Source organism: Acinetobacter sp. 809848 (assembly GCF_000581275.1).
In the GTDB taxonomy this organism is placed as follows: Bacteria; Pseudomonadota; Gammaproteobacteria; order Pseudomonadales; family Moraxellaceae; genus Acinetobacter; species Acinetobacter pittii.
This window is the reverse complement of record NZ_JEXG01000001.1, coordinates 27,884-42,960: the sequence shown is the minus strand read 5'-3', so window position 1 is coordinate 42,960 and position 15,077 is coordinate 27,884. Positions and strand designations below refer to the sequence as shown.

Sequence of the window (15,077 nt, the reverse complement as noted above, 5' to 3'; positions counted from 1 at the left end):
TTTATACTGCCTCCGTGCTTAAAGTTTTATGCTCAATGCGTTTTTCAGGTGACGCATTAAGTACAATGCGGTTTACATAAATACCCGCTAAATGGATCTCATCTGGATCTAATTCACCAATTTCAACAACCTGTTCAACTTCGGCAATTGTAATTTTTCCAGCCATCGCACATTCAGGGTTAAAATTCTGAGCAGTTTTACGGAACACTAAGTTACCAGCCTTGTCTGCCTTATAGGCCTTAACGAGGGCAACATCTGCTGTTAACGACTCTTCTAAAATGTAGTTTTTGCCATTAAAGGTACGTTCTTCTTTACCTTCTGCAATGAGTGTACCGACGCCTGTTTGTGTGTAGAACGCAGGAATACCAGCACCGCCAGCACGTAACTTTTCAGCTAATGTACCTTGCGGAGTAAGCTCTACATCAAGTTCACCATTTAAATATTGGCGCTCAAATTCTTTGTTTTCACCAACATAAGAAGAGATCATTTTTTTGATCTGTTTTGTTTGAAGCAAAATACCTAAACCAAAATCATCTACACCTGCGTTATTTGAAATACATGTGAGACCAGTCACACCACTTTGCTTAACTGCAACAATCAGTTTTTCCGGAATTCCACATAGACCAAAACCGCCTACGGCAAGTGTTTGATTATCTGCAATAACGTCTTTTAGTGCTGCCTCTGCATTGGCATAAACTTTATTCATTCTATTGTTATCCTATATCCCTTAGTAATCTTAGTTTTAGCATCACATTTTGCGTTATAGAAGTTAATTTTTTTAAAGGATTAATGAGTATAATCAATGAATGGTTTCAAATCGTCTACAAAAGATCAGACGAACATAAAGAAAAATACTTTAAAAAATCACCTCATATCATTGAAAATTATAATAATTAATAATTTTAGCTTAAGCGTATGCTTAGCTCATCCTAAAAAGCAGTCTTTAATTTTTTAAAATTTATATTGAATCAAAGCTTCAATAAATTGAGTCGAAATATTTGAAATTTCAAAGTTCTTTTTATAAACAATTCCTACAGTCTTATGAATAGATTCATCCTTTAACTCAATGAGTACGTTATGTTCTTTATCAATGTGTTTAGCAAAATGCCTTGGAATTGCACTCACCCCAATTCCATAAGCCACAAAGCTTGAGAGTGATGAAATTTGATGACATTCAACTTTTAAATCGAGCGTTATATTATTTCGCAAACAATTCTGCTCAACCAAATATCGAACAATTGAAGGTTTTTGCAATGTCACGAATGGATTTGAACAAAGCTCTTGCCATGTAATAGAAGATGATTGAGCAAGTGGGTGAGTCTTTGGTAATAGAGCTAAGAAATCTTCTTCAAATAGTGGTTTGAACTCTAGGCCTTCGGTGAGATCAGGTTCAAAGCAGATACCAAGCTCAAAAATACCGTCTTGTACTTTTTCTATAATGGTCTCATTTGGAATATCTTGAATTGAAAAGTTCAAGTTGGGATGAAGTTCTAAAAATTGATGAATTACTTCAGGCAGAATCGCATGAGTCACGAAGGGCATTGAAGCGATACTTAAAGTTCCACGATTGAGCTTAAAACGTTGTTTAACATCGTTTTCCATTTCATCCCAATTGGCGAGTAATTTTTTAGCGTAGGGAATAAGGGATTTACCTTCTTGGGTAAGCTCAACACGGCGAGTATTACGGTTAAATAGTTTTCCGCCTAATTCTTCTTCTAAGCTTTTGATAGTAAGACTTAAAGCAGACTGGCTGAGATGTAGCTCTAATGATGCATTAGCATAGTTGAGTGTACGCGCAAGGGCTAAAAAAGCTTTTAATTGTTTAAGCGTCATTTCTATCCTTTAGATTGCCCAACTCATCTAGAAGGGTAATTTATACGAAAATTTGTCTAATATGATGTTTTTTTGACAAAAAAATAAAAATAAAGCAGGGGACAATAGGCTGAGCTACTTCAGTAAATTTTCCCAACAAAACTCATCTGTGTTATTAGCAAAGTATAGAGCCATTCCAACTACATGGAAAAACAAATAACCTAGCCAAATTGCTTGAGGAGCAACTTTTAAGCCTTCTAATAAAATAGTTGTTGAATAGATTGCTAACAAAAAGGTGAAGAGAATAATGTATGTAGCACTCGCTACAAATTTATATTTTGGTGCTAATTGAGGGATTTTATAACCAATCAAAATTTGCATACCGCAATTTATGATCAATGAAAGTATAGCTACAATGACTTGTGGCGTATTTAGGTATGTTAAAGAGAGTTGCGTAATTATGAAAATAATTTGCCACAGTACAAACATCCCCAAAGGGTATATTATAAATTTAATCCATATCATATTTTGTTTTCTTATCAAGATTTTATATTGTTATTCTATTGAATAATCTAAATTAAATAAATGCTATTTTTAAAAATAAAGAGTATAAATTTGTCCACCCCCATAAAGATAAAAAGATGAATAAAGCTAAAAATTAGACGTCAAAAAATTAAATGCGCATCCTTAATGAGTGAACGGCACTTTTATAATTTAGTTAGTAAGTATCCAAAAGAATATATTAATTTTTACTATTTTGAGATAAGGCTTTATAAAAATCATATGAAAGGTTTGAACATGTCATTGTCATTGGTTTTTGATTCATTTGAGTAAGGCCTAAATTGAATATTTTTTACTATCAATTAAACTATCATTTTGTATATAAATTACTGTAATTAGATGGCTACAACTACACATAGTTCAATATATATTTCACGTCCAAGTAATTACGAGGGAGATGGAACTGACGATAAAGAAGAATTTATTGAGACATGCAATATCCGTTTTAAAGATATGTTTAAAGATCAAAAATCAATCTCCACACTGTCTGAAATTGAAAAAAAATACTTTGAAAAGTGTGTTTCAGCTTCAAATGATAAATATGCTGCTGAGGAAGTTATTTATGATATTGGAGTTGGTTTTGCGGTACTAATTGTTTTGCTGGGTATAGGCTGGGGATTCTATGAGGCAAAAAAATCTTTAAATACCCCAATGATAATTAATCCCAAGGAAAACACTGAGAATGGTACCAATGGAGACCATATCACTAACGGAGTCATCATAGTCCTTTTTTCCATAATTATTGCTGCATTTATTTATCTAATTTTTAGTTTTGTTTCCGGAATATGGATATCAATTAAATATTAAAGTTTGCAGAGATGTATATGGGCTTGAAAAGGATAAGCCGATTAGTTCTAGTCTTGGTGTGGCTAAATAAGTAGAAGATAAGGTAAAGAAAATCACTATGGGGGTCGTGAAATCTTTTGTGGTCTCTATTGTAGGTATTGATGCATATCAAACATCTCATATTGGTTCAATCAGGTCTAGTGTGTATGGGGTAGGGCGCTATATGAACTGATAGTTTTTTATTTTCTGAACTGTTAAGTTTTAGTCATAATTAAAAGGAGTAATTTCATGAAAAAGATAATTTCATTAAGCTTAATTTTTTCATTAAGTGGATGTGTAAGCCCAACTACCCAAATGACTAATAATAAATTTAGCGAAATACAGCCTTCTATACCTCTAGTGTCAGGGGTATGGACGATTTCAATCGGCCCAAGCATATCAACCATAAAACTTGACGCAGATGGTAATGGAATACTTTGCGACGATACTAGTGGACATGTAGTATTCAATAAAGTTAAGTATTTTAATAATATAATTTATCTTCAAAATGGTATGGTTTTAGAAGTTAAGTTTCTTAACAAAGATATACTCGAAGCTAGAACAATTTTAAGTGCCTCTACTTCAAATATGATTTATAAAGCTGATAACGACTTAAAGGCAGCTTCACTAAAATGTGTTAAAGAAATATAGATACCACTTTATAAATTTGCTGCCATAAGGCCAAATAATCAACGGACCTTTTTCATCGCCCAGTCTGATACATCCATTTTTATCTGCTATAAGCTTTCCATGTGCTGAAGCCATCATTGAAATATTACTTTTCGTATTGCTTGTAATAAGTATCGGTTGAATAGAAACCTCTTCATGGTTAGTTATAGTAGGCTTTACCATGCAAGATGTTAGGCTAAAAGCAGTTAAAGAGGCTAAGATTTGAATTTTCATATAGGGGCTTTTTTCTTTAGTTTTTAGTAAGAGGTTCTATAAATTGATTGATAATAACGCCTTTACTTAAATCACATGTAGTATCAGGTTTAATTATCCATTTGTAGTTGTTCAAATTAACGGGATAAGCTTCTCCGCTGCCATAAGCAATCGTGTCACCATCTTTATATTCTTTTGAGTCAACAATTAAAAGATACTTATTGCTATTCCAATGAGCATCTTTAGTTGCAAAAATAGGAATCACTCGATCATTTGTATTCATTAAATAAACACAAGAGCCTTCAATCTTGATTTGTGCCTCACTATAGCTTGCATTATCAGCATTACCAGAGTAACCAATTTTTGGAACAATAACCTTATTTTGAGCCAGAGAAGTATCGGTACATCCATTAAGTAGGATGATCAATCCAGTTTGAAGAGTGAACAAAATATTTCTTTTATTCATAACTTATATACTAGTGAAAAGTCTAAATTATAAATTCTATCAGTAGACATGTAATAGTATTCATTACATTGTCTAACTCTAGTGACAGAAGTAGAAGTTATCTTTAATAAACAAGCGCCGTTTTCGAGTAAAGATGAGAATATTAAAAACACGACTCTATATTCCTGTTCTAATCTTTTGATGATTAAGCTTCAAATTGCTTTATTCAAATAAAGATAAAAAATTATCTGCGCAATATTTCAAAAGAATAAGATGAATTATATTTATCAAATTATTTTAAAAAATATATTATTTAATTATCTTTATTGAATAATATGTTTGGTATTAATTTAATTTACTCAACAATTAATAAGTTTTATCAAATAATAATAGCTTTTAAATAATAAAATTTTACTAACAAATTAACTTAAATGTTTGTATTGTATGTATATTTTAAAATTTAAATAAATTACATTGTTTTTAAATATTTTAGTGATATTTTATTTTTAAGCTCATTTACCTATTACCACTTATAGATACTGTGATTTTATCATTTTAGGTTTGGGATAACCTAAATATCTTTTGGTAATTTTATTGAACCTAATATCTATTCTTTATGGAGAAAGAATATATGTGGGAATTATTTGTAATTCTACTTTCGCTTGGGCTGTTAATGTATACAGCTTACAAGGGCTTTTCAGTCATTCTCATGGCACCAATTTGTGCCTTACTTGCTGTTCTACTCATTAACCCTGCCAATGTCTTACCGTTTTATTCGGGTGTATTTATGCCCAAAATGGTGAACTTTATTAAAGATTACTTTCTTGTATTTTTACTCGGGGCAATTTTCGGTAAAGTCGTTGAGATGTCAGGAATTGCTGAGTCTATTGCACGAACTATTGTGAGATGGATTGGAGCAAAAAAAGCAATTTTAACCGTTGTATTGTTAGGTGCAATTTTAACATATAGCGGTGTAAGTTTATTTGTTGCTGTATTTGCCATTTATCCTTTTGCAAACCAGCTTTTTAGACAAGCGAATATTCCAAAACGTTTAATTCCGGGAACCATCGCGCTCGGTGCATTTACATTTACCATGGATGCATTACCAGGTACGCCACAAATTCAAAACGTAATTCCAACTACATTCTTTGGCACCAATATTTATGCTGCACCATTTCTAGGAATTATCGGTGCTATCTTTGTTCTATGCATGGGTTTGGCTTACTTAGAATGGCGTCGCCGTGCAGCTGTAAAAGCTGGTGAGGGATACTCTGGTTTTGGTGTAGACGATACGCCGTCTCAAGAAATTGAAGCCGATATGAACTTACAAAATAACGGAAGTACGGCGCGTCAGTTTTTAGCTTTTGTACCTCTTATTCTTGTTGCTGTAATGAACAAATATTTGTCTAAAGCAATCAAAGAGTGGTATCCAAATGGTTTTGATTTTGCCACTGTCGGTCTAGCGGATTACACCGTGGATGTTGCGAAAACTGGTGCGATCTGGGCGGTGGGCCTTGCGCTGATTGTTGGGATTATTTCTGCAATTTTGTTTGATTATCAGCGTGTAGTGACGAATTTTAAAGAGGGCATTAATGCCAGTATTGGTGGCTCACTTTTAGCAGTGATGAATACGGCTTCTGAGTATGGTTTCGGTGCAATTATTGCGTCATTACCGGGTTTTGCTCTGATTAGCCATGCAATGAGCAGTACCTTTACAAATCCATTAGTCAATGGGGCTGTGACCACAACCGTTTTAGCGGGTATTACCGGTTCAGCTTCAGGTGGTATGAGTATCGCTTTAAGTGCGATGGCTGAACAATATAACGCCGCGATTTTAGCTGCGGGTATTCCACCAGAAGTCATGCACCGTGTGGTTGCGATGGCGTCAGGCGGTATGGATACACTTCCGCATAATGGTGCTGTTATTACTTTACTGGCTGTTACTGGGTTAACCCATAAACAATCGTATAAAGATATTTTTGCAGTTACGGTAATTAAAACATTAGCGGTATTTGTGGTCATTACGGTCTTTACCGTAACGGGTATTGTTTAAATCAGCGCGTTATAAGTATTAAGGAGTAAATAGATGACGAAACTTTTAGAAGGTAAGGTCGCTTTTATTACAGGTTCTGCAAGTGGTATCGGTCTAGAGATTGCTAAGAAATTTGCTCAAGAAGGTGCCAAAGTTGCTATTTCTGATATGAATGCTGAAAAGTGTCAAGAAACGGCGAACTCACTTAAAGAGCAAGGTTTTGATGCATTATCTGCACCATGCGATGTGACTGATGAAGATACTTATAAACAAGCCATTGAGCTTACTCAAAAGACTTTTGGTACGGTTGATATCTTAATTAATAATGCTGGTTTCCAACACGTTTCATCTATTGAAGAGTTTCCAACGGCTGTTTTTCAAAAGTTGGTTCAGGTCATGTTAACTGGGGCGTTTATTGGCATTAAACATGTTTTTCCAATTATGAAAGCTCAAAAATATGGTCGTATTATTAATATGGCCTCAATTAATGGCTTGATTGGTTTCGCTGGAAAAGCAGGTTATAACAGTGCTAAACACGGCGTAATTGGCCTAACAAAAGTTGCGGCATTAGAATGTGCACGCGATGGTATTACGGTAAATGCTCTATGCCCGGGTTATGTAGATACACCGTTGGTTCGTGGTCAAATTGCAGATTTGGCTAAAACCCGTAATGTGAGTTTAGACAGCGCACTTGAAGATGTAATTTTGGCAATGGTTCCTCAAAAGCGTTTGCTATCTGTTGAAGAAATTGCTGACTATGCGATTTTCCTTGCGAGTAGCAAAGCAGGTGGGGTAACAGGCCAAGCTGTTGTTATGGATGGTGGTTACACCGCTCAATAATTTAAATATTTTATAAAAGCCGCTTATTTAAAATAGGCGGCTTTTTTATTCGTTAAAAATTTACGATAGTCTGCTGTTCAAAATAATGATTTATCTCTACTCTATTTGCTTATAAAAATCTAATAAAATAAATTTTTTAAGGTATGAAATTATACTTTAAAGGTATTTAACTTATTTCCATTTTTAAAATTTAATAGAGTATGAGAAAGTAATCTTTACTCTCTTTCTTGATTCGATATTTTTCAGGAAAACTCGTCAATTAAAGGATATTAATTGGCATACAAGTTGCTTTTTAAGCAATAAGTTATTTAGCTAGGTGAAAAGGATATGATATCACTCAGCCAACAGATGGAACTCAATCATTATTCACGCAAAGCTGAATTTGCGCAGAATTTGATGTCCACAATTTGTGGTGAACACCGTCTAGATACAATTTACAAAGACACTCTCGATTTTCACTATGACGGAATGCGTTTGCCCAATAAAAAAATGGCGATCGGAACAATCAGTTATGGTGCAAATGTTGCCATCAACATCTCAAATTTAAAAGCGTATAGCATTAGTTTGCCTATACAAGGTCGACAAGCTCTCAACATTCGTGGTGCCCATTATCAATCTGATGAAAACAGAGGCCTCATTGTTTCAAATAACGATCAGCAAGATTTGATTATCGATAAAGACTGTAGAAAATTTCAGGTCGTTATTCCTGAGCGGAGTATGCAGATTGTCCTTGCAGATCTACTGAATAAACCTATAGAAACGCCTATCATTTTTAACCCTGAAATGCACTTAGACTCTGAGCAACTGATTGGAGCGTGGTGGAAGAATATTCAGAATTTTTTACAGCTAAAATCGCAATATAGTAATTTTTATGGTTTACAGATGTTATCTGAAGACTATGAAAATTTTGTAATTAAAGCCTTACTATTATCTCAAGAAAACAACTACTCTGAAGCTTTAAAGTCACTCTCACATCAAGATGAGCCAGCTTATATTCGAAAGGTTCGTAATTTTATTATTGAACATGCTCACGAAGAAATCTGTGCAGAAGACTTGCAGCGTTTGGCTGGGGTTTCAAAATCAAAATTGTATGATGAATTTCAACAATACTACGGCACCAGCCCAATGTCGTATTTGAAAAAATATCGTCTTCAACAAATTTACAAAATCTTGAGCACTACAGGAGCAGATAAAAAGGTTTCTATTTCAAAGCTTGCGTATGACTGGGGCTTTAACCATTTAAGCCGTTTTTCTCAAGAATATCGTGAAGAGTTTGGAGAAAATCCAAGTGAGACTAAAGGCAAAATTTTCTAATGTTTAATTTTTCCAAATAAAAAAACTGATTTAGGCAACTAAATCAGTTTTTTATTTATTGCCTAATATTTATAAACTTTCTTCGAGCTTTAACACTTGTTTGTTTTTAGATTTCTCATAAATCACTTTGAGACTAAGTGCAATAAATGAGATGAAAGTTGGTATTGCTAGAATAAAGAAAATACCGCTTAAGCTTAGGTTAAAAGTAAAAATGAGCGAGCCAAAGAAAGCACCTAAAATTGCACCGATACGACCAATACCATGCATCCATGAAACACCAACCGCGCGACACACTGCTGGATAGAACATAGCTGCAAGTGGCAGTAATGAGGACTGAGCACCAGCGAGTAAGGCACCAATTAAGAAAATAGTAAGACCTAACAAGAAAATATTTGAGCTTACTAGACCTGCGACAATGAATAGGGCGAAGGCAATTAGATATGAATATTTAATGACTGTGGTTGGGTTCAGCTTATCCATGTACCATCCCATAATGGTTGCGCCAATTACACCACCAAAAGGGAAAATCGCGGCAATTAAACTAAACTGTTGGGTACTGAAACCTGCTGTTTTTAAAATCGTTGGCATCCAGCTTGTTAAAAGATAGAACACCAAAAGACTAGTAAAACAGCAGAGCCAAAGCATGCTTGAACCCCAAAGATATTTTCCTAAAACTACTTTAACCGGATTTTCATCTGATACAGTTTCTGCTTGAGTTAAAACAAGTTTTACCGGCTCTTGAAAAGAATGGCCTTGAATATTTTCTAATATACGCTGAGCTTTGTCTTGTTGATGACGTGTAATTAAGTATTGAGTTGATTCAGGTAATTTAAGCAATAAAGCAACCACTAAAATTAGGGGAATGCTTCCACCAATAATAATAACCTTAGCCCAGCCATAGCTTTCTAATAGATAAGCTGACAACACACCGCCACAAGAAATACCCAGCATAAAACCACAGCCAGCAAGACCTGTAAGGAATGCTTTACGTTTTACAGGCATGTATTCAGAGACAATAGTACTGATGTTTGGCATGGCTGCGCCTAAACCAACACCTGTAATAAAGCGATAAATCATTAAGTCTTGGGTTGAATTGGCAAAGCCACACAAAATCGTAAATATGGAAAATAAAAGACTTGTAAAAACAATGACACCTTTACGTCCAAACTTATCGGCTAAAGGGCCAGAAATAATTGCACCGATCGACATGCCCACTAAAGCAGCACTTAAAACTGGAGCAAGCTGAGGCTTGGTAATTCCCCAATCATCGAGCAATGCTGGAGCAATAAAACCGATAATCCCTGTATCTAGACCATCACAGAAGAAGACAAAAAAGCCTAGGATAAAAACCATCCATTGTAATGGAGACAGTTTTTCGCGATTGATAATCGTGTTTGCATCTATCGTTTTCATATGTATTCCTTATTCATTAAAATTTTTTGCTGTAATTGACGAAGAAACGGTTTTCAGAGAAATCGTTTCCATGCTTAACGTCGTAATTGATGAAGATGTATTGAAGAGCTAAACCTTTGAGGAGTGGCTGTTGAAGGGCATAATTGACAATAACGTTTGCTTCACTTTCTTTGTTTTTTAAGCCATCTGCTGTTTTGAAGTGATCGCCATATACATATTTGAAAGTGGTATTTAAACCAGGCACATAATCTTTAAAGTCATAGCCATAGATGAAGTGATAAGACTTTTCATCTTGTTTGAAGAAACCAGTCGTGTTCCAGTTAATGAAATAAGTTTCAGGCAAGAAACCATCTGGTAACGGGTACGCAGACTCACCAATAATTTGCTGATAACCCACACCAAAGCTGTGATTTTTTACTTTAAGCGTTTCTAGTAACCCTATATTTTGTGCGTCGATGTCAAATAGATTTCCATTATCTTTAGCATTGAAATATTTGAATTTTGAATTAACTGAAAAATTAGAATTTTTCCATAGGTGGTCAACGCCGACATAATGTTTGTTATATAAATCCTCCATATTTCCAAAGTAATATTCACCCTTCAGCGTAGGCGTAAATTGATAGCGAAGATCTATATAGTTAAGGCCGTCGGAGTAACCAGTCACACCTTTTGAAGTAAAAGAAAATCGGTGAAAGTCTTCTTCATTTCGCGGTGATACTTTTTCAATACGGCCAATTTCTGCGAAAAGCTTATCGTTTAGCTGGCTCTTAAGATTAGCTCCCCAATAAGACGTCAGGAGTTGCCGACTTGCATCTACTGTGGTTACGGGTAAATCCAGCCATAGTTCACCAATGCTGAGTAGTGTCTTGTTATAGCCTAACTTTAAGGTCGCGCCATATTTTAGATAATCAGGTGCTTGTGATTGCGTGGCTTTATCAAAAGGTAATACCGTATCTGCAACATGTTTATCTTGGCTTAAACGAACCGCATATTGTGCTGAAGCATTTGCGCCAATTTGAATTGGGGTTCCACCAATTTCTAACGGCGTATCATGCATATTTGAGTTGTAAAATAGAGAAACTGATTGTGACCAGCTACCTGTGTCTTTTACATCTGGATTGTCATAGTTTCTGTCTATATATGCATTTTTTGATGTAAATTTCCATTCTTCATCCGCTGAATAAGCCTGAGTAGAAAATGCACTACAACATAAAATATTGATGAGCATTAACGTTTTTTGTTGTCCATAAATTGGCCATGGTCGATGCATAAATAAAACGCCTTAATTTAGAAAATGACTGGGCTTTTTTTATGTAATCAAACGAATTACATGACTTGATTGAACTATTTTTAGCCAATCGTCACTATCCAATAAGTCCTAATCTTCATCCATTTTTTCCAAATTAGATAAAAAGTATTAATTTAATTTTTTAATTTAAAGTTATGAAATTTATTAGTTTTATTATTTTTAGTGTTTTATCCATTTTTATTGATTTTGATAATTGCGCAGAGATTGGATAGTGCTTGCAGCTTTTGGACAGCCTAAAAAAATATTCGGATAGAAGATAAAGCCATAACAATGTCAGGAGTTGACACTATGGCTGGTCAAACCGTTCAAATTAAAACAGCATCTGGAAAGCAGTTCAGTGCATATCTAGCGACACCAGAAACAGGAAAAGGACCTGGAGTGGTGCTTTGTCAGGAAATCTTTGGGGTGAATGCGGCCATGCGAGAAAAAGCAGAATTTCTTGCAGAAGAAGGCTATACCGTTTTAGTTCCTGATTTATTTTGGCGTGTAGCACCTAATATAGAACTGGGTTACACACCAGAAGATTTTCAAAAGGCTTTCGAGCTTTATCAGCAATATGATGAAAATCTTGGGGTTGAAGACATTCAGGACAGCTTAGCTTTTTTAAAGACTCGACCAGAATGTGACACCTCTACAGGTCTCGGCGTAGTGGGCTATTGTTTAGGAGGAAAGCTTGCATATCTTGCAGGCTGTCGACTTTCTGAAGTGGCATGTGCCGTAGGTTATTACGGCGTAGGCATTGAAAAAGCCTTAGATGAGTTAGCCAACGTAAAGGGGCGTTTGGTTTTACATATTGCAGAACTGGACCAATTTACACCGCCAGATGCGAGGCAAGCGATTGTCAATGCAGCCACCCAATATTCAAATGTACAAGCTTATGTTTATGAAGGTGTTGATCATGCTTTTGCACGACCAAAAAGCAACCATTACCACAAACCTTCAGCGCGCTTTGCCCATGAACGTACAGTAACAGCTCTACATGAAACGATTGGGCCGAAATATGACCTAGTTGCACTATGGGAAGAGCATATTCGGCATGAGTTCGATACGCGTGACGTACCAGCTACCATGGCAACGATGGTTGCTGAACCTTATGTCAACCATATTCCAACCTTAACTGGCGGTGTAGGCCAAAGCCAGCTTGCCCGTTTTTATCAATATCACTTTGTGCATCAAAACCCGAAAGATATGAAGATCACTTCGATCTCTCGTACGGTTGGCTCAACGCAAGTGGTTGACGAATTCATTATGAGCTTTACCCACGACGCTGAAATTGACTGGTTATTACCAGGTGTAAAACCGACTGGTAAATATGTCGAAATTCCAATGTTAGGTGTGATCCAGTTTAGAGGGTCAAAGTTGTGCCATGAGCATATTTACTGGGACCAAGCGTCTGTACTTGTTCAAATTGGTTTATTAGACCCAACAGGCTTACCAGTTGCAGGTGTCGAGACAGCTCGAAAACTTCTTGATGAAGATCTTCCTTCAAATACGTTGATGCCATCTTGGTCAAGTAGTGAAGGCAAGCCAGTCAATTAAGGAGTATTTGCAATGAATATAAATTTAAAAGGAAAAGTTGCTGTGGTGAGTGGTGGTGCAACACTCATTGGCAAAGCCGTTGTGCAAGCCTTGGTGAGTGCAGGTGCTCATGTCGCTATTTTAGATATCAATGCCAAAGGCAAGGCAATTGCAGAAAGCTTTAATCATGATGTGATGTTTATTCAAACCGATTTAACCAGCGATGCGGCTATTCAACAAGCTGTGGCCGATATTCACCAACATTTAGGTGAAGTGAGTTACTTGGTAAATTTGGCATGTACCTACTTAGATGATGGTTTTAAATCTTCACGTCAGGACTGGTTACAAGCACTCGATATTAATTTGGTCTCCACAGTTGAGCTGAGCCGTGCTTTATACACTGACCTAAAAAAGCAGCAAGGTTCAATCGTTAATTTTACTTCAATCTCGGCCAAAGTGGCACAAACAGGGCGCTGGTTATATCCAGTGTCTAAAGCCGCGATAGGTCAACTCACACAAAGCATGGCAATGGATTTTGCTGCCGATGGTATTCGCGTCAATTCGGTTTCTCCGGGTTGGACATGGTCTCGTGTCATTGCAGAAGTCAGCGGTAATAACCGTGAAAAAGCCGATAGCGTGGCAGCCGATTATCACTTACTAGGCCGATTGGGTCATCCCGAAGAAGTCGCCAACGTGGTTTTGTTTTTATTGTCACCCGCTGCGAGTTTTGTCACCGGAGCAGATTATGCAGTCGATGGTGGCTATTCAGTGATGGGCCCTGAAGGATCACAGCCCGCTATTCCACGTTTAGCCGAATAGCACAGCGTTTTAAAAGCACATTTAGAAAATTATGGAGAATATTATGCGCCGTATTGCAATTGTTGGAGCAGGACAGTCTGGTTTACAGCTTGGTTTAGGCTTATTAGATACAGGCTATGACGTGACAATGATCACCAACCGAACTGCCGATGAAATCCGCCAAGGCAAAGTCATGTCAAGCCAGTGTATGTTTCATACCGCTTTACAAACTGAACGTGACTTGGGACTGAATTTTTGGGAAGAACAATGTCCAGCGGTAGAAGGTATTGGGATGGCTTTAGTCAATCCTGAAAATGGTGGTAAAGCATTTGAATGGAGTGCTCGTCTTGAGCGCTACGCTCAATCGGTCGATCAACGCGTCAAAATGCCATATTGGATGGAAGAGTTTGAACGCCGTGGTGGTCGATTGGTAATTCAGGATGTTGGAATAGAAGAGTTAGAACAACTCGCAAACGACTACGAGCTTGTATTACTCGCCGCTGGTAAAGGTGAAGTCGTTAAACAGTTTGAGCGTGATGATGCACGCAGTGTTTTTGATAAACCGCAGCGCGCTTTGGCCTTGACCTATGTCAAAAATATGAAGCCAATTTCCCCATACTCTCGTGTGACTTTTAACATTATTCCTGAAGTCGGCGAATACTTTTCATTTCCAGCACTGACCATCAATGGTCCTTGCGACATTATGGTGTTTGAAGGAATTCCAAATGGGCCAATGGACTGCTGGCAAGATGTCAAAACACCTGAACAGCATCTGCAATGTAGTTTGGATTTGCTCAAAAAATTTGTGCCTTGGGAATATGAACGTTGCACAAATGTTGAGCTAACCGATGCAGGCGGATATTTGGCAGGGCGTTTCCCGCCGACCGTACGCAAACCCGTTTTAACCTTACCCTCTGGCAAAAAGATTTTTGGCATGGCAGATGCCTTAGTGGTCAATGATCCAATTACTGGTCAAGGCTCAAACAATGCGGCTAAGTGTAGCAAGATCTATTTCGATGCCATTTTAGCCAATGATAATCAAAGCTTTAGCGAACAATGGATGGTTCAAACTTTTGAGCGTTATTGGGCATATGCAGAAAAAGTCGTGGCTTGGACCAATAGCTTGTTATTACCACCAGAGCCTCATGTCGTTGAACTCCTAGCAGCTGCAAGTCAAAACCAGAGCATTGCTTCAATTATGGCCAATAACTTTGATGACCCTCGCGCTTTTGCCCCTTGGTGGTTTGATGCAGATCAGGCTCAGGCATTCATAGCCTCAAAAACCGCAGCAAAAGTGGCTTAAGGTCAAAATATCAAAGGGAGAATTA

General features: G+C 36.7%; 16 protein-coding genes. 10 read left to right on the top strand and 6 right to left on the bottom strand.

Annotation, left to right across the window (positions count from 1 at the left end; translation table 11 throughout):
• Nucleotide 1: 1 nt before the first annotated feature.
• The 3 genes from J536_RS05230 to J536_RS25960 all read right to left on the bottom strand — a co-directional run bounded on the left by J536_RS05230 (nucleotide 2) and on the right by J536_RS25960 (nucleotide 2,337).
• Nucleotides 2–706 (bottom strand): CoA transferase subunit A, encoded by a 705-nt coding sequence (locus tag J536_RS05230; protein WP_002113873.1) that lies wholly within the window; start codon nucleotides 704–706, stop codon nucleotides 2–4.
• Between the two features lie 245 nt (nucleotides 707–951).
• A complete protein-coding gene (locus J536_RS05225; RefSeq protein ID WP_002113536.1) occupies nucleotides 952–1,833 on the bottom strand; it encodes a LysR family transcriptional regulator in 882 nt (293 codons plus the stop codon).
• A gap of 114 nt (nucleotides 1,834–1,947) precedes the next feature.
• Complete coding sequence (locus J536_RS25960; protein WP_025465552.1) at nucleotides 1,948–2,337, bottom strand: hypothetical protein; 390 nt, start codon at nucleotides 2,335–2,337, stop codon at nucleotides 1,948–1,950.
• 489 nt (nucleotides 2,338–2,826) lie between these two features.
• Between J536_RS25960 and J536_RS05220 the strand changes: the two genes are divergently transcribed.
• From J536_RS05220 to J536_RS26460, 3 genes are all read left to right on the top strand, one after another.
• Entirely contained in the window at nucleotides 2,827–3,180 is a 354-nt protein-coding gene (locus J536_RS05220) for a hypothetical protein (protein ID WP_078225433.1), read from the top strand.
• 97 nt (nucleotides 3,181–3,277) lie between these two features.
• Entirely contained in the window at nucleotides 3,278–3,391 is a 114-nt protein-coding gene (locus J536_RS25650) for a hypothetical protein (RefSeq protein WP_128839948.1), read from the top strand.
• Nucleotides 3,392–3,447: 56 nt separating this feature from the next.
• A complete protein-coding gene (locus J536_RS26460) occupies nucleotides 3,448–3,849 on the top strand; it encodes a J517_1871 family lipoprotein (protein WP_005069291.1) in 402 nt (133 codons plus the stop codon).
• Nucleotides 3,850–4,117: 268 nt separating this feature from the next.
• On the opposite strand, the gene J536_RS05210 is transcribed toward J536_RS26460, so the two are convergent.
• On the bottom strand, nucleotides 4,118–4,546 hold the full coding sequence (locus J536_RS05210) for a hypothetical protein (RefSeq protein WP_032057455.1): 429 nt from the start codon (nucleotides 4,544–4,546) through the stop codon (nucleotides 4,118–4,120).
• Nucleotides 4,547–4,627: 81 nt separating this feature from the next.
• Between J536_RS05210 and J536_RS24900 the strand changes: the two genes are divergently transcribed.
• From J536_RS24900 to J536_RS05195, 4 genes are all read left to right on the top strand, one after another.
• Nucleotides 4,628–4,759 carry a hypothetical protein gene (locus J536_RS24900; RefSeq protein WP_002113882.1) on the top strand — a complete coding sequence of 44 codons (132 nt, stop codon included), beginning with the start codon at nucleotides 4,628–4,630 and terminating at the stop codon, nucleotides 4,757–4,759.
• Between the two features lie 397 nt (nucleotides 4,760–5,156).
• Nucleotides 5,157–6,578 carry a GntP family permease gene (locus J536_RS05205; protein ID WP_032057558.1) on the top strand — a complete coding sequence of 474 codons (1,422 nt, stop codon included), beginning with the start codon at nucleotides 5,157–5,159 and terminating at the stop codon, nucleotides 6,576–6,578.
• A 33-nt stretch (nucleotides 6,579–6,611) separates the two neighbouring features.
• Entirely contained in the window at nucleotides 6,612–7,397 is a 786-nt protein-coding gene (locus J536_RS05200; RefSeq protein WP_032062272.1) for a 3-hydroxybutyrate dehydrogenase, read from the top strand.
• 327 nt (nucleotides 7,398–7,724) lie between these two features.
• Entirely contained in the window at nucleotides 7,725–8,711 is a 987-nt protein-coding gene (locus tag J536_RS05195) for an AraC family transcriptional regulator (protein WP_005069281.1), read from the top strand.
• A 69-nt stretch (nucleotides 8,712–8,780) separates the two neighbouring features.
• Here J536_RS05195 and J536_RS05190 read toward each other — a convergent pair whose 3' ends face one another.
• Complete coding sequence (locus J536_RS05190; RefSeq protein WP_032057563.1) at nucleotides 8,781–10,124, bottom strand: MFS transporter; 1,344 nt, start codon at nucleotides 10,122–10,124, stop codon at nucleotides 8,781–8,783.
• Nucleotides 10,125–10,140: 16 nt separating this feature from the next.
• Nucleotides 10,141–11,352: an OprD family outer membrane porin gene (locus J536_RS05185; protein ID WP_416202120.1), complete on the bottom strand. Its 1,212-nt coding sequence runs from the start codon at nucleotides 11,350–11,352 to the stop codon at nucleotides 10,141–10,143.
• 369 nt (nucleotides 11,353–11,721) lie between these two features.
• On the opposite strand from J536_RS05185, the gene J536_RS05180 reads away from it, so the two are divergent.
• Genes J536_RS05180 through J536_RS05170 form a run of 3 tightly spaced genes read left to right on the top strand, consistent with a single transcriptional unit; the run spans nucleotide 11,722 to nucleotide 15,052 of the window.
• Entirely contained in the window at nucleotides 11,722–12,972 is a 1,251-nt protein-coding gene (locus tag J536_RS05180; RefSeq protein WP_032062268.1) for a dienelactone hydrolase family protein, read from the top strand.
• Nucleotides 12,973–12,984: 12 nt separating this feature from the next.
• Nucleotides 12,985–13,770 carry an SDR family oxidoreductase gene (locus tag J536_RS05175; protein ID WP_032035042.1) on the top strand — a complete coding sequence of 262 codons (786 nt, stop codon included), beginning with the start codon at nucleotides 12,985–12,987 and terminating at the stop codon, nucleotides 13,768–13,770.
• Nucleotides 13,771–13,813: 43 nt separating this feature from the next.
• Nucleotides 13,814–15,052 (top strand): styrene monooxygenase/indole monooxygenase family protein, encoded by a 1,239-nt coding sequence (locus J536_RS05170; RefSeq protein WP_032062266.1) that lies wholly within the window; start codon nucleotides 13,814–13,816, stop codon nucleotides 15,050–15,052.
• Nucleotides 15,053–15,077 lie beyond the last annotated feature (25 nt).